The organism is Luteolibacter sp. Populi (assembly GCF_040801775.1).
GTDB lineage: Bacteria > Verrucomicrobiota > Verrucomicrobiia > Verrucomicrobiales > Akkermansiaceae > Haloferula.
In genome coordinates this window covers 3,615,791-3,637,143 of sequence record NZ_CP161812.1, presented here as the reverse complement: position 1 = coordinate 3,637,143, position 21,353 = coordinate 3,615,791, and the positions used below count along the sequence as shown (strand labels likewise).

Below are 21,353 nucleotides of genomic sequence, written 5' to 3'. Positions count from 1 at the left end.
ACCAAGGCCCTCCGGCCCCCGCCGGATCCCCCCCATGAATTTCCCCCGACTGCTGATCACCGGATTGATGGTGCTCGCCGCTTCCTGTCTGGATGCGGCGGAGCGAACGAAAGTGCTGATTGTTGAAGGTGCCAGCAATCATGACTGGGCGCATCGCAAGGAGATCCTGCGGGCGATCATCTCGCGGGATGGCGGTTTCGACATCGACGTGAGCGTGACGCCGGGTGCGGCGGGCGCTCCGGGCTGGGCGACATGGGCTCCCAATTTCGCGGCCTATGACGTGGTGCTTTCGGGCTATAGCAATGGCGCGGGCGGCGAGCCGCGCTGGCCGGCGGCGGTGGAGACGGCCTTCGCGGGTTACGTGAGCGGCGGCGGCGGTTTCGTGGCCTTCCACGAGGCCTGCGATTCCTTCGCCGGATGGACGGCTTACGACGAGATGCTGGGCCTGCGCTGGAATCCGGCGGCCAAGGGCACGGCCGTGGTGGTGAACGCGAACGAAACGCTGCAAATGCTGCCGCCGGGCCAAGGCTCCTACACCAGCCACGGCGACCGCGTGAACGTGCTGGTGAAGCGCCTGGGCGCCCACCCGATCCACGCGGGCCTGCCGGCCTCCTGGATGGCCGCGGACCTCGAGGTGTGGCGCTACCCGCGCGGTCCGGCGCAGAATCTGACCGTGTTGTCTTATGCGAAGGATGTTGAGACGCAGCTCCAATTCCCCGTCGAGTGGACCGTGAACTACGGCAGCGGGCGGGTCTACGCCTCGAGCTACGGGCACATCTGGAGCGACACCGCGGAGCCGATCGGGATGCGCTGCGCGGCCTTCCAAGAGAACCTGGTGCGGGCGCTGAAGTGGTGCGCGGGAAGCAATCCACCCGCCACCGCGCCTTCCGACTTTCCGACAACGATCGCGACTTCTGTCAGGGCCCACGCCGAGGGTGCGAGCGGCTTCGGCGGACCGAAGGCGGTGGCGCCTTTTTCCAATGGCGTGCTGCCGACGCTCTCCATCGTGCCAACCGGCGTGGAGGTCGCGAAGGCCTTCCCGGCGCTCGCCTGGGACGCGCCGATCGAAGCGAAGCCGTGGCCTGAAGTGGCCGGGCAGCTGATGATCGTGGAGATGGACGGCCGCATCTATCAGGTGGCGGACAATGACGCGGCGACGACGAAGAACCTGGTGCTCGATATCCGCGACCGGGTGTGGCACCTGAACTGGGACAATGGCGACGAGGGCACGAAGCACGGCGGCGTGCTATCGGCGGTCTTCCATCCGGGGTTCGGCAAGGGCCAAGGGAAGGATTTCCTCTACGTCTATTACACGCACAACGCGAACGATGCCTCGAACGCGAATCCGCCCTTCTACGACCGGCTGGCACGCTACACCTGGAACGGCACGGCATTCACACCGGCGAGCGAGCAACTCCTGATCAACCAGTACGACACCACCAAGGGCCACGAGGGCGGCGGGATGTGTTTCGGGGCCGACGGTTTCCTTTATCTCTGCTTCGGGGATGAGGGGACGGAGAGTGGCGATTCGACACCGCACACGCAGAAGATTGACGACCGCCCGCGCTCCGGCGCCTGGCGCATGGACGTGGACATGCAGGGCGGCACGGTGAGCCATCCGATCCGGCGGCAACCCGCGGGACCGGGTTCCTTCACCCAAAATTACTACATTCCTAGTAACAATCCGTGGCTGGATGCGAGCGGTGGCATTTTGGAGGAGTTCTACGCCATCGGCCTGCGTGAGCCGCACCGGATGAGCTTCGATGCGGTGACGGGCCTGTTCTGGATCGGCGACGTTGGCGCGAACAACCGGGAGGAGGTCGATGTGATCGACGGCCCTGGCCTGAATTTCGAGTGGAACTACAAGGAGGGAATCGCCGAGGCCTTCCGCGCGCAGCCGAGCCCCCTGATCGGAACCTCGCGCGGTCCGGTGTACGATTACTCGCACGCGGTCGGTTCCTGCATCATCGGTGGCCACGTTTACCGGGGCACGGCGTTGCCGCAGCTCTTCGGGAAGTATCTCTACGGGGACAACGGGACGCAGCTCCTCTACGCACTGGAGTTCGATCCGGTGACGAAGCAGACGCTCTCGGTCCAGCAGTTCGGCCAAGGCCGGGCGGGCTACCTGTTCAACGGGATCAGTTCCTTCGGGGTGGATTCGCACGGCGAGCCGCTGCTGCTGCAACTGGCGGGCGGGAACGCCGGGACGGCGCAGATCGCGCGGGTCAAGCCGGCCGGGCCTCCCGGCGGCGGGACCTGGATCTACCCGCCGCTGCTTTCACAGACGGGCGTCTTCGCCGACGTCCAGACGCTGACGCCGGTAGCGAGCATGATCCCCTTCGAAGTGAACATGCCGCTGTGGAGCGGGGGCATGCACAAGAAGCGCTGGGTGATGATTCCCAACGACGGAGTGGCAAACACGCCCGCGGAGCAGATCACCTACAGCGAGACCGGTGCCTGGCAATTGCCAGTGGGCACGGTCTTCGTGAAGCATTTCGCGCGGGCGGACAACGATGCGCCGCTGGAAACGCGCCTGCTGGTGCACGGCACCGATGGCTGGGGCGGCGTGACCTATAAGTGGCGGGCCGACGGGACCGAGGCAGACCTGTTAGACGAAGGCGGCGGGGAAACGCTGACGGTGGACGGGCAGACCTTCGACTACCTGTATCCCTCCCGCCAGCAGTGCAATCTCTGCCACACGGGCCTCGCCGGTCCGGTGCTGGGTTTCCGCACGCGGCAGCTCAACCGCGACTTCACCTACCCCGGCGGCAGCACGGCGAACCAGATCGAGTCGCTGAGCGTGGCGGGCTTCATTCAGCAAGCGCTCACCGAGCAGAAGCTGGCGGAGGTGCTGACCTCGGCGGATGCCACGAGCCCGACGGTTACGGACGAGGCCTGGGCGCGGTCCTACCTCGATAGCAATTGCTCGCATTGCCATCAGCCGGGCGGGAGCTCGCGGGCTTTTTTCGATGCGCGGCTGGTCACGCCGCTGCCCTCGCAATCGATCGTCTGCGGACCGGTGATCGATGGTCTGGGCGCGCCGGCACCGGCGGTGGTGAAACCGGGCAGCTTCGAGAACTCGGTGATGCTGCTGCGGATGAACACGATCGACGAATGCTGTTCGATGCCGCCGCTGGCCAAGGGGATCATCGATGACGTGGCGGTCTCGCACATGGCGGATTGGATCCTCGGGATGAATGCGGATTCCTGCACCAAAACCCAGGGCTTCTACGGGGCGGCGGACGTCGGCATCACCGGTCCGACGCCGGTCGGCGCGCACGGGCCGGATCTATGGCACTCGAATATCGTGGTGAATGAAGATGCCACCTTCACCAATACCACCGGCACGGAGCTGAAGCTGGTCATCGACCGTTTCCACTTCAATGCGGGCCGGACAGGCGATCCGCTCACGCCCTTCGTGGTCAAGATTCTCGGCGACAACAATTTCAAGGTCGCGGCGATCGGCACGGCGCGCTCGAGCTACGGGATCGGTGGTAATAACCTGCCCTTCTCCGACGGCTTGTCCGATGTGGTGATGGCTCCGGGCGAGACCATCGCGATCGGTTTCATGGATGCGAACGCCGATGGCTCGGGCGGCAGCCTGGCCGGGATCATCGACTTCGAGGACAGCGGCGCGGAGATCTGGTACGGCGGTGGCGAAACCGATGCCGATGCGGGCTCCCTGACGCTGGGGCAGATGCCCGACCACGGGACCGAGCTCCACACCACGCTGAATCGGAACTACCAATTCGCGATCAGCTACGTGATCTCCGGATACGAGATGGGGAACGGCCTGAGGGTGCAGTCCGGTGCCGGGCCGGACGGGGCGAACTCGAATCTGGTGATCAATGAAACCGACACCTTCACCAATACCACGGCCGAACCGATGACGGTGACGGTGGACGACTTCCGCTTCCACGCCGGGCGGGTCACGGACCCGGTGACACCCTTCCTGGTGAAGGTGAACGCGGACAATAATTTCACGGTGCTGGCGGTGGGCACGACGCGAACGAGCTACGTGCTCGGGAACAATACCTTTCCCTTCTCCGGCGGTGCGGTGCGGGTGACCCTGGCTCCGGGCGAGAAGATCGCGCCGGGCTTCACCGATTCCTTCCCGGATGGCACGGGCGGCACCGGCCAGGGAGTGGTGACCTTCAAGGACGGCGGCGACCAGATCTACTATAGCTACGATACGACGAATGTCGGCAGCATCGTGACGGCCGGGCAGGCCCCGGTGCCGAAGGGATATCAGCACACCAATCTCACGCGGAACTACTACTTCTCGATCTCGCTGGGCTTCGGCGGGAAGGAAGACGAGGACGCGGACGGACTTCCGGACCGCTGGGAGCTGGCCTACTTCTCCACCCTGGGCGGCTTGTCCGGCACGGCGGATACCGATGGCGACGGCACGAGCGACGCGGAAGAGCACAAGGCCGGCACCGATCCCACCGACCCGGGCAGCGTGCTGATGGGCCTTGGCCTGACCAAGAACGCGACCCACGTGACCGCTACGCTCAAGACGGTGCCCGGTCGATACTACACGATGGAAGTCTCCGCGGATCTGCTGACCTGGCTGCCCGCGGGAAGCTTCAAGGCCGCGAGCTGGCCGGCGACGGTGACGCAGGTGGCGGTGCCTCTGAGCGGGCTCCCGGCCGAGGCCTCCGCGAACTTCTTCGCGAGGTTTTCGGCCGACCCGGAGTGAGGGTTCGGGTTGGGATTCAGGCGATTCAAAAACGGCGATTCACCATCGCATGAAGCGGCAGCCGCTTGAGCGCCATTTTTGCTTGCGAAGATCCGGCGGATGCATGTGCTGGAAGCATGAACACTGATCGCCGCGAGTTCCTGGTTTCATTGTCCGCCGCACTGGTCGCCGGTGTGGGAAGCGGCTTCGGCCAATCGCAGGACCCGGCCACCGGTGCCGCGATCGTCGGCCAAGGGAAGTACCAGTGGAAGGTGGTCCCCGGTTGGGGCGTGCTGGACAAGGACACACCGGTGAAGGATTGCCACGCGATGATCCAGGTGAAGGACGACCGGATTTTCCTGCTGACCAACGAGACCAAGAACAACGTCATCATCTACGACCGCGCGGGCAAACTGCTGGGCAAGTGGGGCACGGAGTTCCCCGGCGCGCACGGCTTCACGCTGCTGGAAGAGAAGGGCAAGGAGTTCTTCTTCATCACCGACCACGACCGGCACCAGTTCTTCAAGACCACGCTCGACGGCAAGATCCTGGAAACCTGGGACTATCCGAAGGAGAGCGGCAAGTATGCGAATGCCGGCGAGTTCAAGCCCACCCACGTGGCACTGGCCCCGGACGGCGGCTTCTTCGTGGTCGATGGCTACGGCAAGAGCTGGTGCCACCGCTATGACAAGAAGGGCAAGTGGGAGAAGTGCTTCGGCGGCGACGAGGGCGACGGCGCAAACCTGGTCTGCGCTCACGGTGCCTGGGTCGATACCCGCGACCCGAAGAAGCTGCTGTGGATCACCTCGCGCAGCGAATCGAAGCTCAAGCGCTACACCCAGGACGGGAAGCTGGTGGACATTATCGAACTCACCGGCAGCCAGCCGAACTTCATTGTCCCCTTCGGCGATCACACCCTGATTCCTTGCCTCCGCGGCAATGTCGCGAAGAACGGGACCATGGACAACGGCTTCCTCTGCGTGCTCGATCCGGACCGCAAGGTCATCTCGAACCTCGCCGCGCCCGCCCCGCAATATGCCGAAGGCAAACTCGGCGCGCTCGCGGCGGATACCAAGCTCTTCACCTACCCGCACGGGATGCTGATCGACGACCAGCAGAGCATCTACGTCGCGCAGTGGAACTCCGGCCGGACTTATCCGATCAAGTTGGAGCGGGTGAAGGCTTGAGGTAGACCGCGCGGACCGGCCCGGATCGGCGTTTGACTAACGCTGATGATTCAGGTATGCGTGGTTTCCATGGAGCCATCCGAGAGCGAGTTGCTGCAGATGCTTGAAGCGCGGGAGCGCGAGCAAGCAGCGTCGTGGCAAGGTCTCCGGAAGAAGGCGACGAAGGCGATTTTTATCGGAATCGTCGCGGTCGGGGCGACTGCGATGGCGATTCCGTCGTCGCGGGACCTCCTGATTGCACTGGCGCGGGAACTGCCGAAGCAACTCGCCGACAAGCCGCAAGCGGCTGGCCGCGGGACGGCGACCGCGAAACCGGAGGGGGTGAAGTCACCCGAGGACATGGTGCGGCAGGCGGCAGCGATTGGCGCGCATGCCACCGGCGGCCAGATGCCCGACACGAAGGATCTCGAATTCGGGGTGGAACTGCTGAATTTCATGACCGGCCCGAAGCAGGAGGCCTCTCCCGCTCCGCCGAAGCAGACTGCGCCGGCTCCCGCCACCCCACCGAAAGTGGCAGGCGTTCCCGCAGCGAAGCCTTGACGGGGTGATCCCCCGGCAGTCCTCTCCGCGGATGACGCGGACCGACCTGCACGAGATCAACCGGGTATCGTGGAACGCGGCGACGGTGGTGCACAATTCGCACAAGCCGGATCAAGCCGGCTTCCTGAAAAGCGGCGGGAACACGCTCTTCGCAGAAGAGCTGGAGCTGTTAGGCGATCTCCGCGGCAAGGAAGTGGTCCACCTTTTGTGCAACTCGGGCCAGGACACGCTGTCGCTCGCGGCCCGCGGCGCGAAGGTCCGCGGCGTGGACATCAGCGACGAGGCGATCGCGTTCGCGAAGCAGCTTTCCGCCGACTCGGGGATTGCCGCGGAGTTCGAGCGCTCGGACGTCTATCCATGGCTCGAGGCGGAGATCGCGGCAGGGCGGCAATACGATATCGTTTTCAGTTCCTACGGCGCGCTGTGCTGGCTGTCGGACCTCGGGCGCTGGATGAAGCTGGTGGCCGCGATCTTGAAGCCGGGCGGACGCTACGTCTGCATGGAGTTCCACCAGGTGGCCATGATCTTCGACGAGAAGGGCGTGCCGACCTACGACTACAGCATGCCGGAGCCACTGCATTGGGAGGTCGGGATTTCCGACTATGTCGGCGACTCTTGCGGAGCCCTGGTAGCCTCCGGCGAGGCAGTCGCGGGGGAGCGCTTCGTGAATCCGAATCCGTGTTACGAATTCCAACGCAGCATGGGCGAGATCATCGGCGCGGTGCTCCAGTCCGGCCTGCGCTTGCAGGACTACCGCGAATATCTCTACTCGAACGGTTGGAAGCCTTTCACCGATATGAAGTCCCTGCCGGAGCGGCGCTGGACCGTGCCCGACGGCACGCCGAAGCTGCCGCTGATGTATGGGATCCTGGCGGTGAAGGAGTGAAGCCCGCATGGATCTTTACGTCTACTTCCTCCTCTTCCTCGCCGGGTTTGCCGGTGGCTTCATCGATGCGGTGGCGGGAGGTGGCGGCTTGATCACGGTGCCGGCGCTGCTCGCGACCGGGATGTCCCCGCAAGTCGCACTGGGGACGAACAAGCTGCAATCGTCCTTCGGCACCGGCATGGCCGTCTGGCGCTATGCCCGGGCGGGCCTGATGGACACGCCCGGCTTGAGGCTGGCGGTGATCCTCGCCTTTGTCGCGAGCATGGGCGGGGCCTATGCCGTGAGCGTGCTGAACAAGGATCTGCTCAAGCAGCTCATCCCCTGGCTGCTGGCGGCGGTGGCGGTTTACACGGCGCTGAACCGGAAGTTCGGCATCCAGGCCGGCCCGCGGAAGATGTCGCCGGTCGGGTTTGCCGTCCTATTCGGGATCGCGCTCGGCTTCTACGATGGCTTCTTTGGGCCGGGGACGGGATCGTTCTGGACCCTGGGCATCGTTGCCCTCTTAGGCTTGGATCTGAAGGGCGCTACGGGCTACACCAAGGCCGCGAACCTCGCGAGCAACCTAGGCTCGCTGTGCATCTTCCTCACCAATGGCTCGGTCCATTTCGCGGCGGCCGGAGCGATGATCGGCGGGCAGCTCATCGGCGCGCGGCTGGGATCGGGAATGGTGATCCGGAAGGGCGCGGGATTCATCCGTCCGGTATTCCTGACCGTGGTCTTCGCAATGACGGTGAAGCTGCTGTGGGACGCGTGGACGTGATGGTGCCTTAGGCAGGGACCCTCTCCGAAAGGTCCGGCTGGGGACAGCCCGAAATCTCGCAGCAACCCCGGCTCACTTTGGATCTCCGCCATCCGCCCGGCCCGTGGTTCCGGCCATTTCTAGCCCGCCACTGCGCTTGGAAGCGGAACAAGCTCCATGCCTAACAAGCAGACGTCATCGTCGAAATGATGGCCGTCGGAATACTGCAGCACCCGCGAGAGAACGAGATCGAGCGTGCCTTCCAGCGATTCTCCGCGGCACTCCTCGGCGGTCTCCATCAGGCGCTTCTCCAGGAAGGGCTCGCCCTCCTGGTTCTCCGCTTCGAGAATGCCATCGGTGAAGAGCAGCAGGCGGGTGACGTCTTTGAGCGAAACGACGCCCGAGGGATACTCCGCCTTCGCGATCAGGCCAAGTCCGGGCCCCTTTTCCTTCCGCGCGGCGGCGAGCTGGCGGACCCCGCCGGGCCCGGTAGCGATCGCGCCCGGATGGCCTGCGCAGGCATAAGTCAGCGTGCCCGCGGCGAGGTCCGCCACGGCATAGAAAGCCGTCGCGAACATCGTCGCCCCGGCTCGATCCAGGATCGAAGCGAGACCGTTGTTCAAGCCGGAGAGGAAGGCCGTTGGATCGGCGGCACTGCGGCGCTGCTTCTCTAACAATCCACGCAGCATCGCCACCACCAGCGCCGAGCGTACGCCGTGGCCCATCACGTCGCAGATCAGCATCCCCGCCTTGTCATTGGAAATCCGCAGCACCTCGAAGAAATCGCCCGCCATGCCGGAGATGGGCAGATAGCGCGTCCCGAAGGTCAGCGCGGACACGCCGTCGCTCACCTCCGGAAAGCTGGAGCCCGCCAGCGCCTGCTGGATCTCGCGGGCGAGCTGAAGTTCTTCCTCATACGCCTGATTGCGGACCTGCAGTTCGGCGGCCAGCTCGGTCGCTTCCTGCCTCGCGGTGACCAGTTCGGTCACATCGCTGGAAACGCCGAAGGTGCCGCGCACCTCGCCGTTGCTATCGATCCACGGGAATTTCGAAGTGAGCACCCAGGTGTCGTCACCGCCCCGCCAGGTTTCCTTCTCGACCTTTTCATTCACGGACTCGCGGGTTTCCATGATCCGCTCCTCGTCTGCCGCGGCTTGTTCCCAGTGCTCGGTGGCGAAGAAATCGCTGTCGTGCTTGCCGGTCAGTTCGCCCGGCTCTTTGAGACCCATCCAATCGGCCATCTGGCGGTTCGCCAGGACGAACCGCGACTGGCGGTCCTTGAAATACACCTGCAGCGGCACGTGGTCGATCAGCATGCGCAGGAGGTGCCGCTCCTCCTCGATCTGCGCTTCCGCCTGCTTGCGCAGCGAGATGTCGATCATCGAGCCCGCGATCCGCTTCGCCTGCCCCTCGCGGCTGCGCACCACGCTCCCGCGGATCCGCAGCCAGCGCCAGTGGTCGCTGCCCGTTTTCACCCGGCAGTCGACCGCGAGAAGCTCCGGGCCGGAGGGGTTCAGGACATTGCGCAGGGCTTGGGAAAACCGTGGCCGGTCCTCCGGATGGATGGTCTCGTGCGGCTCCAGGAAAAGATTCGGCGCGGAAGCGAGTCCGCATTCCAGGAATTCCAGGATCCGCCGCGAGTAGTAGACGTCCGGTCTCCCGATCCACCAATCCCAGATCCCCTCGTTGGAAGCCTTCAAGGCCAACACCAAGCGCTCCGCTTCCTCGGAACCTGCTCCGCTCGCCGCATCCGGTGGACTCATGGACTATCAGGAAAGCATCGCCGTTACGGAGCGGCAATCTGTTTTCCGATCATCCGGCGACTCTCTACCTACCCGCGACGACAGCTTGATTTCCCGGAATCCGGGCCCAGGTTAGCATTCGCTTTGAAACCTGCCGCCTTGCTCGCGCTTTTCGTCCTGCCGCTCGCCGCGGCGGAACCGCCCGCCGTGACCGTGCCGCCCTGCTGCGCCGGCAATAGCCGCTCGGCCGCGCTGGAAAGCGATCTCTTCGCCGATCCGGCGAAGTGGTCCTTTGCCGACGCGAAGGCTTGGAAATGGTCCGGCGAGGGCAAGGACAAGATCCTCCAACTCGTCGCGCAGAGCAGCGCGAAGCCGAAATACCGCAGCCCCCTCAATCTCGCCTGGTGCGGTGGCAAGGAGTGGAAGGACTTCACCCTCACCGCCGACGTGCGGCTGACGAAGTTCGACGCCGGCAACAACGACCTCTGCATCGCCTTCGGCCGGACCGGGGAAAACCGCTTCTACTACGCCCACCTCGGGGAGAAGGCGGACGAGCCGCACCACCAGATCCACATCGTGGACAATGCCGACCGCAAGCCCATCACCGGCTTCCGGACCGCCGGCACGCCCTGGCAGGAAGGCAAGTGGCACCGCGTGAAGATCGTCCGCAATACCGCCACCGGAGACATCGGCGTGTGGTTCGACGACATGGAGAAGCCGGTCCTCACCGCGCAGGACAAAACCCTCGAATGGGGCCGCATCGGCCTCGGCTCCTTCGACGACCTCGGCGAGTTCCGCAACGTGCGGATCAAGGGCATCAGCCGCTAGGGGAAAGAAGTTCCAAGTAAGAAGTGCCAAGTTCCAAGGAAGGCAGGAACAGCCGATGGCTGGCCCGGCAGTGAAGGGACTCTTGGCTCTTTATTGGCACTTGGTCCTTCTTACTTGGAACTTCCGCCGACTCACAGCCGGTTCCTCTCCCGGGGCAGCAGCGGCAGCAGCTTCTTGAAGTAGGTCTTGTCCTCGATGTCGGTGTGTACCTTGCCGCCGGGGCCGAAGTATTTCCACTCGTGGCAGCCGTAGCAGATCTGTAGCACCCGCTGCTTGCCGCCCTTGCTCCACACCAGCGCGTAGTCCGGGTGGAAGCCGTCGCAGGTCGTCTTGATCGCCTGCGCCTCGTGGGAAGCGGAGAGGCAATAGAGATCCAGCACTTTCTCCGCGGTCCCGGACGGGCGCTCGATCGGCCCGGCATGGAACTTGAAGCCTTCGAACTCGACCCAGCCGCCTTTCTTCACCTGACGCTCGTATTTGGACTTGTCCCCCACCGGATGGGCGAGCCCGCGGTAGATTTTGACGTTGTTTGCGGACTGCTTAATATCGACCTCCGCCCCCCACTGGGAGTGCGTCTCGGTCTCCCGCATCGGCTCCCCGCCCTTCCAGCAGCTCTGGGTCGAGCAGGATGCGAAGAACAGGGCAAGCGGGATGGCGAGGAGGAACTTCATGGCGGGGAAAAGCTAGCACCGCCCGCAGCGCTGTCACGCGGCGGAATCGTCAGTTCCTCGCGAACGAGCCTGCCATTTTGCGAGACGCCAAACGCTGTTGCAGCTCCTCAAAGCGTGTGATCGCAGCCGGCGCGATACCCTTCAGCTCGAACCAGTCTCCCGGCAGCGCCTTGGCGCGTGATGGTGTCCTGCCCGGGATGAAGTGGGAAAGGATGGCGAGGACGGCGAGCACCCCGAAGGGCAGAAGATAGAAGTAAGAACCCGCCGGATCCCGCGGGAAATTCATGGCCGCGAATGCGAAACCGACGAAGCCCGCCAGAAGGAGAATCTCCAGAAGCCTGGAACGGCCGGCGCTGCGGCGGGAGCGGAAGGCCAGGACACGGACCTTCTTTTCGAACAACCAAGGAAGGACCATCACAATTCCACAGCCGAGAAAGAGGAACATCGGCTTCAGGTTGTACGAAAACAGTATCGCCAGGAACACGCACCACGTGGCCGTAGAGATCCCCGGGAGCAATGTGCTGAATTCAAGCGGATATCTTTGACCCGGCTCGTGATCGGGAGAGCCGTCGATACAGACGTCGGGGAGGCTTGCGGACTTCCGCACCTGCAGGCGTCCCCCTACCACGCGCCACAAGCTGCCGCTGTCGGCGGGTGACAGTGGCGGTAGAGTAGGATCAGACGCGGGCGGCGCGTAAGGATCGATGTCAGGTTCCGGATTCACAAAGGAGTTTGAGGCATCATAAGACCGGAACCGTTGGGAATGGCGAGAAGCTTCATCGCGAGGAAGCTGTCACCGCTCCGGCTGAATTCGTTCGCTTGCCAGCCGCGCACGCTCGATGAATGGCGGAGCCCATGCCGTCCCCCGACCTTCCCACCCGCGCCGCCACGGAAACTGCCGCCGCCCACGGCATCGTCCCGGACCGCTGCGAGATCCTGCAAAACGGCAGCACTCTTGTTCTCCGCCTCACGGAGAGCTTGGTTGCTCGCGTTGTCCAGGACCTCGATGGGCCACGGCAGGGCGGCGATTGGTTCGCGCGGGAAAACGCCGTCGCGCAGCACCTCGCTCGCCACGGCGCGCCGGTGATCCCGATGCACCCGGACATCCCGCCGGGCCCGCACGAGCACCTCGGTTACACGCTGAACTTCTGGCAATACGTCACCCGCATCGATACCGAACCCGCTCCGGCAGAAATCGGACGGACGACCTACCGGTGTCACGAGATCCTGCGCGGATTCCACGAGCCGCTGCCGGAGCTGGCCATCCTGACCGAAAGCATGGATCTGTTAGAGATCCTGGAGCGGCGCGAGCTTTTCGATACCGCGACGCTGGATCTGCTAAGCCGGCGCCTTACTTCCTCGATCAAGGGCCTGAAGGGATTGCCCTACCAAGCTCTGCACGGAGATGCCCATACCGGGAACCTCATGAACACCACTCAAGGTCTGCTCTGGACGGATTGGGAGGACACTTTCAGCGGCCCGGCGGAGTGGGATCTCGCCTCCATCATCTGGAACGCCCGCGAACTGGACGGAGACACCATGTGGGTGGATGGCGTTCTTGATGCCTACCGCACGGCAGGCGGGAAATTCGACGGGCAAGCCCTTGAGCACTCCATGGTCGGCAGAGCCGCGGTGATGACCGCTTGGTATCCGGTGCTCTATCCGGACATGAGCCCGGAGCGGCAGGAGAGGCTTCGGCGGCGCATCGAATGGCTGGCCGCAGCCGACGTGTGAAATCGCGATCTGCGCAAAATTGGCAAAATCCGGTGGCGCACGGGACCATCCGGCGTACCTCCTTGCTTGATGCGAATATGCCTCCGTTCCGCACCATCATGAACGTCAACCACTCAAATCCATGTCACTCAAAATCAAGGACGCGCCGGCCAGCCGCGTCTCCAAGAAAACCCGCGACTTCCTCGCGAAGCCCAAGAAACTCCTGATCGGCGGCGATTGGCTGAAGGCCGCCAGCGGCAAGACCTTCGATAGCTACGATCCCTCCACCGGCGATGTCTTGGCCCGCGCGGCCGAGGGCGATGCCGAGGATATCAATCTCGCCGTCGCCGCCGCCCGCCGCGCCTTCGACCAAGGCCCGTGGCGCAAGATGACCTCTTCCGACCGCAGCCGGATCATCTGGAAAATCGGCGATCTGATTCTCGAGAACCTCGATGAACTCGCCGAGCTGGAATCGCTCGACAATGGCAAGCCGCTCGCCGTGGCACGGGCCGCGGACGTCCCGCTCGCCGCCGACCTCTTCCACTACATGGCGGGCTGGGCGACCAAGATCGAAGGGAACACCATCCCGATCAGCGTGCCCTATGCTGCCGGAGCCATGTTCCACGCCTACACCCTTCGCGAACCGATCGGCGTGGTCGGCCAGGTCATCCCCTGGAACTTCCCGCTGCTCATGGCGGCGTGGAAGCTCGGCCCCGCGCTAGCCACCGGAAACACCATCGTGCTCAAGCCCGCCGAGCAGACGCCGCTCTCGGCGATCCGGCTTGCCGAACTCGCGCTGGAAGCAGGCCTCCCGGAAGGCGTGCTGAATGTCGTCACCGGCTTCGGCGAGACCGCCGGTGCCGCGCTCGCGGGCCACGATGGCGTGGACAAGATCGCCTTCACCGGCTCGACGGAAGTCGGGAAAATCATCGTCCGCGCGGCCGCCGGAAACTTGAAGAAGGTCACCCTCGAGCTCGGCGGGAAATCGCCGACCATCGTCTTCAAGGACGTCGCGGACGTCGATGCAGCCATCCAAGGCGCAGCGAACGCGATCTTCTTCAATCACGGCCAGTGCTGCTGTGCCGGATCGCGGCTCTACGTCCACAAGGACATCTTCGACCGCGTGCTCGAAGGCGTCTCGGACCGCGCGAAGAAGATCAAGCTCGGGGCCGGCGTCGATCCCGACACCGAGATGGGCCCCCTCGTCTCCGAGGAACAATTGAACCGCGTGACCGGCTACCTCGAGTCCGGCAAGAAGGAAGGCGCGAAGGCAGTCACCGGTGGCAAGCGGGTAGGGGACCGCGGCTACTTCGTGGCACCCACGGTCTTCACCGGTGCCAATTCCGAAATGAAAATCGTGCGCGAGGAAATCTTCGGCCCGATCGTGGTCGCGGAACCCTTCGATGACATCGAGAAGGTGGTCCAGCAGGCGAACCATTCGGACTACGGCCTCGCCGCCAGCGTCTGGACCCGCGACATCAGCAAGGCTCACCGCACCGCCGCGCTGCTGCGCGCCGGCACGGTCTGGGTGAACTGCCATAACATCTTCGACGCCTCGATGCCCTTCGGCGGCTACAAGCAATCCGGCTGGGGCCGCGAGATGGGACACGAAGCACTCCACCTGTATACCGAGACCAAGTCGGTCTGCGTGGCGCTTTGAAGTACTCGGCGAATCGCGGCGTCTTCCTTCGGGAGGACGCCGCATAAGGCAGGGACCTTTCTCCGAAAGGTCCGGCTGGGGGCGGCCGGAAACCTTGCTCCGGTACCGCCTCGTATAGACCGCCGCCATCCGCTCACCGCACCTCGCTGAAACTCACCCCCAGCTCGTTCCCGATCCGCTCGATCTTCGCCCGCTCGCGCGGCTCGATCAGCGTGATCGAGATCCCCTTCTTGCCCGCCCGCGCGGTCCGGCCGCTACGGTGGGTGTAGTATTCGAGCTGCTCCGGCGGCTGGTGATGGATCACGAAGGCCAGGTTATCGACATCGATGCCGCGCGCCGCCACATCGGTGGCGATCAGCACGCGGAAGCGCTCCTTCTTGAAGGACCGCATCACCTTGTCGCGCTCCGGTTGCGTCAGGTCGCCCTGCAGCACATCCACCGGGAAGCCTTCCTTGGCCAGCACCTTGCCCAGGGTGATCGCGCCTGCCTTCGTCCGGCAGAAGATCAGGCCCCGATCCTCGCCGTGCTTTCTCAGGAAGCCGGCGATGAATTCCGTCTTCTCATCCCGCGCGCAGATTGCGAAGCGGTGGTCGATATCGCGGTTCACCACATGGCTGCGGTCGATCGTCAGCGTCCGCGGTGTCGCTGACATGCAATCCCTGATCAGGAGTTGCATCGAATCCGGGAAGGTCGCGGAGAAAAGCCAGGTGCTGCGGCGCTGCCGGGTCCAGCCGATGATCTGGGACAGCTCCTTCTTGAAGCCCATGCTCAGCATCTCGTCCGCCTCATCCAGCACCAGGTGCTTCACCCCTGCCAGCGTCAGCGCCTTCTGGTTCACCAGTTCCACCAACCGCCCGGGCGTCGCCACCACGATATGCGTCGACCGTTGCAGCGCGGCAATCTGGCGGTCCATCTTGTCGCCGCCGCTGACCACCTCCACGAAGATCTTCGCCGAGTACTTCGTGTAGCGGAAGAGCTGCTTGCCGATCTGCTTCGCCAGCTCGCGGGTCGGCGCGATCACCAGCCCCTGGATCTCCTTCGACTTCGGATCGATCTTCGTCAGCAACGGCAGCCCGAAGGCCGCCGTCTTGCCGGTCCCGGTCTGCGCCTGCGCGATCAGGTCCCCGCCATTCTCCATCAGGAAAGGGATGGCTTTCTCCTGGACTTCGGTCGGCGTGATGATGCCGAGTTCCCCCAGGCCTTGGATCAGATCGGCGGGGATGCCGAGTTCTTGGAATGTGCTCACGGTGCGGTGCTGCTGGGTAAAGGGTCGGTCTCCCGCCGGGCTCGGCAGGACGTTGGCTTGGCAGGATGCTGTCCTCTCACGCCGCGGGTGGCGAGCGATGAATGAGACCCCGCCACCGCCTCCCACGGACGGCCCCACCGGGACCCTTTGACCGGAAGCAGAAACAGGCCACCTTGACTCATGAACCCCGTCACCGACAACTCCGCCCGCCAGCGCTTCGAACTGATCGAGGACGGCAAGCTCGCCTTCTCCGAATACCGGCGGGAGGGCGATGTCCTGATCCTTCCCCACGTCGAGGCGGACCCGGCTCTCCGCGGTCGCGGTGCCGCAGGCCGCTTGATGGCAGGATCCATGGAGATCGTCCGCGAACGGGGACTAAAGGTAAGACCCCTGTGCAGCTACGCCGTCGCCTGGCTCGATAGGCATCCCGAGTATCGCGGGGACGTGGAGGGATGATCTTGCAAATCTCCGCCGGGCTTCCAATATCGCAGTCCTCCTAAAAGAAGGAGGACTGCCATGCCTACTCCCTGGCTGAAACGAATCCGTACCACCGGTCAGCTCACCGTGCACAACCGCGCCGGGGCCTGGGCGGTGGCGGTGGATGCCGCGATCTCGAAGTTCAACGTTCTCGGCTTCCCCGTGAAGCTCGCCGCCGAGAAGGTGGAAACCTCCGCGAACGTCGTGGTGAAGCTATCCAACGGCGCGGAGACTTATACTCACTACGGCGACTCCGCCACCGCCCAGTTCGATGCCGCCAAACTCCACGGCCAGACCTCCACGATGGCCGACAAGAAGCGGAACGCGATCTTCTTCGCCGTGATCTTCCTCCCCGGCAAGGTGCCCAATGTCACCGCGGAGCAGAAGGAGATCATCACCATCCACGAGTTGATCCACGCCTGCGGCCTCGATGGTGGCCGCGGCGATGGCACCTACGACAAGCAGGGCCAGGACCACGACTCCATGGGCATCATGGTCGCGAACATGAAGGTGGATGGCAAAGGCCTGATCGAATACATGCCGGACAAGAACGCCAAGGCCATGCCGCCCATCCGCATCGGCACCCAGACCATTTGTAAACTGCAGCGCATCTGGACGGCGACCGGTTGCGCGGACGATTGAGCGTCGGTTACCTATCAGAAGCGCAGGAGCTGAGGGCGGGAACGGGAAGGATCAAGCCAGCACCCGCGCCCGCTTCACCGACGCGAAACCTGCCCACAGGAACCCGATCAGCACCAGCCCCTGCGCGATCCCGAAAGGCGGCTCGCTCTGCGTCGGTGCCAGCGCCTTCAGCGCCGGGACCTTCTGGAACATCTGCACCACCAGCACGAAGACATTCAGATACTGCGCGAAGAGCGCATTGATCAGATAAGTCTTCCGCCACCCGCCCTCCAGCCGCCGCGCCTTCAGGGCGTAGATCGCCAGCACCAGGATCACCGTCGATAGCACCCCGAAGGCGAGCGCGGGCGTGAAGCCCCTGTAGGGAAACAAGAAGCCCGTCAGGCTCGTCGCCAGCGTCATCGCCAGGAAGAAGCCGGTCCACGGATGCCGCGGATTGCCGCGTAACATGGCCGCCATGACCACGAAGCCCGAGCCGATGCCGAGCAGGCTGATCGCCACGTGAATGATAAGAAGTGCTTGGAGCATGACAGGAGGAAGAGTTCGGAGTTCAGGAAATCGCCACCCGGATACCCGGCCGGAAGAACGACTCTCAAGTGGATTGGGCATCCGCCCGTACTTGGGACACGCCTATCGATAAAATACCCTCGACAGCACCAGCCCCCGCGCCGGCGCATTCATCCCCGCCTTCCTCCGGTCGCGGCTGTCCAGCATCGCCGCCACCGCCTCGGGCGGGAACCTGCCTTCCCCGACCTGCACCAGCGTTCCCGCGATCCCCCGGCACATCTTGTAGAGAAACCCCGGCCCCTCTAAAACCACCGTGATCTCCGCCCCGCGCCGCCGCACCTCGCACCTGCTCAGCGTCCGCACTGAATCTCCCAGCACCCCCGGCCGCTTCGCCGTGAAGGCCCGGAAATCGTGCCTCCCCGTGAAGATCGCCGCCGCCTTCCGCATCGCCGCCAGATCCAGCGCCCGCGGCACATGCCACGCCTGCGCCCGCAGCAGCGGATTCATCGCCGCATGGTTCCAGATCCGGTAGCGGTACTCCTTCGCCTTCGCATCGAAGCGCGCGTGGAAAGCCTCCGCTGCCCGCACCGCCTTCAGCACCCGGATATCCTCCGGCAGCAGCGCGTTGATCGCCAGCGCCAGATGCCTCACCGGCATCCGCAGTTCATTCACCTCGAAATGCACCACCAGCCCCAGCGCATGCACTCCCGCATCCGTCCGGCTCGATGCCGTCACTTGCGGCTCCTCCGGGAAAAGCCCGGCCAGCGCCGCCTGCAACCGGTCCTGCACCCCCAGCCCGGAACGCTGCGACTGCCAGCCATGGTAGGTCGTGCCGTCGTAGGCGAGGGTCAGCTTGAGCTTCATCGGGTCGCCCCAGCCTTCCAAGCCCGGCCCCTCTCCGCAACCATCACATCACCCCGGGAATTCTAAAAATTCCGGCCTTCAACGTCACTCGGTCGAGCTTGACGCTCGCAATTTTTAAAAATATCAACTCCGCATGATATTCCGCCCCGCCTTGGCATTTGCCCTCCTCCTGGGTGCTTTCCTCATCTCCGGTTGCGACCGCCTCAAGTCCGCCATCGACCCAGGCAAGCAGGCCAAGGTCACCACTCCGGCTGCTGCGGCCTCCTCCGCCCCGGCTGCCGCGGGCCCTGCCGCACCGGTCGAGCCCCCCGTCCTCCCGCCACCCACCTCCGATACCTCCGCCCACTTCAACCGCGTCACCGGACGCGTCGATGTCGGCGGTAAAATGCTCCACTTCGAGGATCACGTCGGCCAGCGCGAGATGTTCATCGGGATCGTCAATGGCATCATGAGCGCCGCGCCGCCGGAGGAGAAAAAGGTCAAGATTGATCCCGGGGCGCTCGTCGATGCCACCGGCCTCGCCCAAGCCGTCGCCTCCGGCAAGAGCATCAAGCGGGACGGCGATGCCTGGCTGCTCCGCCAATACTCCTACATCCCCGCCGGCCGCAGCGGCCTGGCCTCGGTCTATGGCAAGGAGCCGATGAAGTTCCGCAGCCCCTCGATGATCCCCGCCGCGACCGATCTGGTCGTGGAGACCCGGCTTGATACGACCGCCCTGCCCGCCGTGATCGACGCCATCGGCAAGGCGATCGGCCAGGAGAAGGACACCACGCAGGCCATGGCCACGAAGCTTCCCAGCGGCGATACCGTCGAGAGCCTCCTCGCCAAGACCGACCTGCAGCTCATCCTCGGCGTGGATATCTCCTCATGGAAGGCCACGCCCACCTCGCCACAGGCCGTCGATTTCTTCCTCCAGATCGATGGCGCGGGCGAGTTGCTCAAGGTCATGCTGCCTGAGATGGAGAAAAGTCTCGGCAAGGCCACCGTCCAGGGCAGCCGCCGCGGCTGGGAGATCCCGCTCCAGCCGCTCCTCCAGCCGAAGGCCCTGCTGCTCTACGATGACCAGGGCACCCTTACCTTCACCAGCCGCGCCGAGTATCTCAAATACGTCGAGACCGCCGCCATGAAGCTTGGCGCGTGGAAGGAATACCAGGCCGCCTGCAATCATTTCCCGGAATCCGGAAATCTTCTCGTCTACGTCTCCCCGCAGGTCGCCCCGGCCATCGCCATGATGCTCCGCCGCGCCGCGCCGCAGATGAATGCGGAGGGTGCTGCCTTCACCGAGTTCGCCACCAAGAATCTCCCCGCGAAACCCTGGTCCCTCTGCGTGAGCTGCGAGCCGGATGGCATCATGACTCTGGCCGAGATGCCCTTTCCGGTGGAGCTCACCGGCGGGCCGCTACCCTATCTCGCCGGGACCAGCGTCCTCTTCGTCGGCGCTCGCGCATGGAAGAAAGGCTCCGACCGCGCCGCCTGCGTCATGAACGTCCGCAATGTCCAGCAGGCCGTCCGCGCCTACCAGAACATGAACAGCCTCAAGCCCGGCGATCCCATCCCCTGGAACAAGGTCATCGGCGAAAAAGGCTTCCTCACCAAGCAGCCCGCCTGCCTTGAGGCCGGCGGCGGTTACACCTTCGTCAAGACCGTCCCGAAAAACGGCGCGCTCGCCTGTACCTGCAGTCATCCGGAGCACCAGCCCGCCAATCATGACAATTGGTAACCGTAATTTTGCGTAGTCGTGGCCGATTTTGCGCCTTTTAGGCCCCGCATTCCTTGTCATTGGTTGCACAAAGCCATAATTTTGTGAGGAACTCCTCACTCAATTTCATGATGGCACAGCGCAAAAGATGACGAGTGAATTGGTTATCCTGATCATCGAGGCGATCTGCGTCTATTTCCTCGTTCTCTGGGCGCACTCCCTGCGCAATAGACTGGGCCTCGCCCATTTCTACGCCCTCATCGGCAGCCTCACGGCGGTCATGGTCTGGGTCACGGATGCCGGCGTGCGGGTGAATGTGCCCGGCGTCTCCTTCATGGTCGGCTCCACGGTTTTCTATACCGCGCTGCTCCTGGGAGTCTTCGTCGTCTATGTCTTCGATGGCCCCCGCGCCACCCGGATTGCCATCTCCACCATCATCGGCGTCTCCATCATGGTGCCGATCGTCACCATGGTTCTGCACTGGCAGATCCGCATCTCGAATCCGGAGACCGCCAGCTACTTCCCGCCGCAGAGCCTGCGCATCTACTCGGCATCGATCTTCGCTGCCTTCGCCGATCTCATCTTCCTCGCCATCGCTTGGGAATACCTCGGCAAGCCCGAGCTCAAGGTCCGCCTCTGGGTCCGCGCCTTCCTCACCCTGCTCGGCGTCCTCTGGCTGGATGTGATCCTCTTCGCCACCGGCGCCTTCGCCGGCACCCCCGGCTACTTCCAGATCATGACCGGCACCTTCGTCAGCCGTCTGGTCATCAGCGTCTTCGCCTTCCCCTTCCTCTACTGGTACATCGCCTGGCAGAACGGTCGGAATGGCATGGAAATCGAGAATCGCCCCGTCCTCGCGATCCTCAAGGAAGTCACCAAGGTCCGCCTCGAACTCAGCCTCGCCCAGCGCGAGATCGAGCGCCGCAAGGAAGTCGAACGCGAGAACGCCACCCTCATCAGCTCGCTCAAGGGCGCTCTTCAGGAAGTGAAAACCCTCCGCGGCATCCTCCCCACCTGCTCCTACTGCAAGAACATCCGGGATGAAGACGGCACTTGGACCCAGGTCGAGGCCTACATCCAGCGCCACAGCGAGGCCCAGTTCAGCCACGGCGTCTGTGACGATTGCCTGAAAAAGCATCACCCCGAAGTGGGCTGCTAACCTCCTGGGACCGCGAGTCTCCGGCTTCGCCAAGGAGGGGCTGCGTCTCGCGCCCCTCTAGCCTCCCACCCCTCGCGCACGCCCAACCGTTGGTGGACACCGGAACTCCGTCGGA

At 64.2% G+C, this 21,353-nt stretch carries 18 protein-coding genes; 12 read left to right on the top strand and 6 right to left on the bottom strand.

The genetic code is table 11. The annotated features are described in order from the left end of the window. The first annotated feature begins 34 nt into the window (after positions 1-34). The 5 genes from ABWK72_RS14860 to ABWK72_RS14840 all read left to right on the top strand — a co-directional run bounded on the left by ABWK72_RS14860 (position 35) and on the right by ABWK72_RS14840 (position 8,054). Entirely contained in the window at positions 35-4,702 is a 4,668-nt protein-coding gene (locus ABWK72_RS14860) for a ThuA domain-containing protein (RefSeq protein WP_367870354.1), read from the top strand. 116 nt (positions 4,703-4,818) lie between these two features. Continuing rightward, complete coding sequence (locus ABWK72_RS14855) at positions 4,819-5,868, top strand: 6-bladed beta-propeller (RefSeq protein ID WP_367870353.1); 1,050 nt, start codon at positions 4,819-4,821, stop codon at positions 5,866-5,868. A 69-nt stretch (positions 5,869-5,937) separates the two neighbouring features. Next, positions 5,938-6,408 (top strand): hypothetical protein, encoded by a 471-nt coding sequence (locus tag ABWK72_RS14850; protein WP_367870352.1) that lies wholly within the window; start codon positions 5,938-5,940, stop codon positions 6,406-6,408. A 31-nt stretch (positions 6,409-6,439) separates the two neighbouring features. After that, positions 6,440-7,294, top strand: coding sequence for a class I SAM-dependent methyltransferase (locus ABWK72_RS14845; protein ID WP_367870351.1), 855 nt, complete (start codon positions 6,440-6,442; stop codon positions 7,292-7,294). Positions 7,295-7,301: 7 nt separating this feature from the next. Next, positions 7,302-8,054 carry a TSUP family transporter gene (locus ABWK72_RS14840; RefSeq protein ID WP_367870350.1) on the top strand — a complete coding sequence of 251 codons (753 nt, stop codon included), beginning with the start codon at positions 7,302-7,304 and terminating at the stop codon, positions 8,052-8,054. A gap of 119 nt (positions 8,055-8,173) precedes the next feature. Here ABWK72_RS14840 and ABWK72_RS14835 read toward each other — a convergent pair whose 3' ends face one another. Next, complete coding sequence (locus ABWK72_RS14835; protein WP_367870349.1) at positions 8,174-9,796, bottom strand: SpoIIE family protein phosphatase; 1,623 nt, start codon at positions 9,794-9,796, stop codon at positions 8,174-8,176. Between the two features lie 123 nt (positions 9,797-9,919). On the opposite strand from ABWK72_RS14835, the gene ABWK72_RS14830 reads away from it, so the two are divergent. Beyond that, positions 9,920-10,603, top strand: coding sequence for a family 16 glycoside hydrolase (locus ABWK72_RS14830; RefSeq protein WP_367870348.1), 684 nt, complete (start codon positions 9,920-9,922; stop codon positions 10,601-10,603). Between the two features lie 131 nt (positions 10,604-10,734). Here ABWK72_RS14830 and ABWK72_RS14825 read toward each other — a convergent pair whose 3' ends face one another. Continuing rightward, a complete protein-coding gene (locus ABWK72_RS14825) occupies positions 10,735-11,274 on the bottom strand; it encodes a hypothetical protein (RefSeq protein ID WP_367870347.1) in 540 nt (179 codons plus the stop codon). A 49-nt stretch (positions 11,275-11,323) separates the two neighbouring features. Next, positions 11,324-11,998 carry a hypothetical protein gene (locus ABWK72_RS14820; RefSeq protein ID WP_367870346.1) on the bottom strand — a complete coding sequence of 225 codons (675 nt, stop codon included), beginning with the start codon at positions 11,996-11,998 and terminating at the stop codon, positions 11,324-11,326. A 131-nt stretch (positions 11,999-12,129) separates the two neighbouring features. On the opposite strand from ABWK72_RS14820, the gene ABWK72_RS14815 reads away from it, so the two are divergent. Both ABWK72_RS14815 and ABWK72_RS14810 read left to right on the top strand, forming a co-directional pair. Then, the gene (locus tag ABWK72_RS14815) at positions 12,130-13,008 is read left to right on the top strand and encodes a phosphotransferase (protein WP_367870345.1); all 879 of its coding nucleotides are present in this window, start codon (positions 12,130-12,132) and stop codon (positions 13,006-13,008) included. A gap of 121 nt (positions 13,009-13,129) precedes the next feature. After that, complete coding sequence (locus ABWK72_RS14810) at positions 13,130-14,647, top strand: aldehyde dehydrogenase family protein (RefSeq protein WP_367870344.1); 1,518 nt, start codon at positions 13,130-13,132, stop codon at positions 14,645-14,647. 133 nt (positions 14,648-14,780) lie between these two features. On the opposite strand, the gene ABWK72_RS14805 is transcribed toward ABWK72_RS14810, so the two are convergent. Then, positions 14,781-15,893 carry a DEAD/DEAH box helicase gene (locus ABWK72_RS14805; RefSeq protein WP_367870343.1) on the bottom strand — a complete coding sequence of 371 codons (1,113 nt, stop codon included), beginning with the start codon at positions 15,891-15,893 and terminating at the stop codon, positions 14,781-14,783. Between the two features lie 180 nt (positions 15,894-16,073). Here ABWK72_RS14805 and ABWK72_RS14800 point away from each other — a divergent pair, with 180 nt between their 5' ends. Continuing rightward, positions 16,074-16,349 (top strand): GNAT family N-acetyltransferase, encoded by a 276-nt coding sequence (locus ABWK72_RS14800; protein WP_367870342.1) that lies wholly within the window; start codon positions 16,074-16,076, stop codon positions 16,347-16,349. A gap of 60 nt (positions 16,350-16,409) precedes the next feature. Continuing rightward, positions 16,410-17,012 (top strand): hypothetical protein, encoded by a 603-nt coding sequence (locus ABWK72_RS14795; protein ID WP_367870341.1) that lies wholly within the window; start codon positions 16,410-16,412, stop codon positions 17,010-17,012. A gap of 51 nt (positions 17,013-17,063) precedes the next feature. On the opposite strand, the gene ABWK72_RS14790 is transcribed toward ABWK72_RS14795, so the two are convergent. Both ABWK72_RS14790 and truA read right to left on the bottom strand, forming a co-directional pair. Next, positions 17,064-17,537, bottom strand: coding sequence for a hypothetical protein (locus ABWK72_RS14790; protein ID WP_367870340.1), 474 nt, complete (start codon positions 17,535-17,537; stop codon positions 17,064-17,066). Between the two features lie 102 nt (positions 17,538-17,639). Further along, the gene (gene truA / locus ABWK72_RS14785) at positions 17,640-18,380 is read right to left on the bottom strand and encodes a tRNA pseudouridine(38-40) synthase TruA (protein WP_367870339.1); all 741 of its coding nucleotides are present in this window, start codon (positions 18,378-18,380) and stop codon (positions 17,640-17,642) included. Between the two features lie 133 nt (positions 18,381-18,513). Between truA and ABWK72_RS14780 the strand changes: the two genes are divergently transcribed. Both ABWK72_RS14780 and ABWK72_RS14775 read left to right on the top strand, forming a co-directional pair. Beyond that, on the top strand, positions 18,514-20,100 hold the full coding sequence (locus ABWK72_RS14780) for a hypothetical protein (protein ID WP_367870338.1): 1,587 nt from the start codon (positions 18,514-18,516) through the stop codon (positions 20,098-20,100). Between the two features lie 127 nt (positions 20,101-20,227). Next, positions 20,228-21,238 (top strand): hypothetical protein, encoded by a 1,011-nt coding sequence (locus ABWK72_RS14775; protein ID WP_367870337.1) that lies wholly within the window; start codon positions 20,228-20,230, stop codon positions 21,236-21,238. Positions 21,239-21,353: the final 115 nt, after the last annotated feature.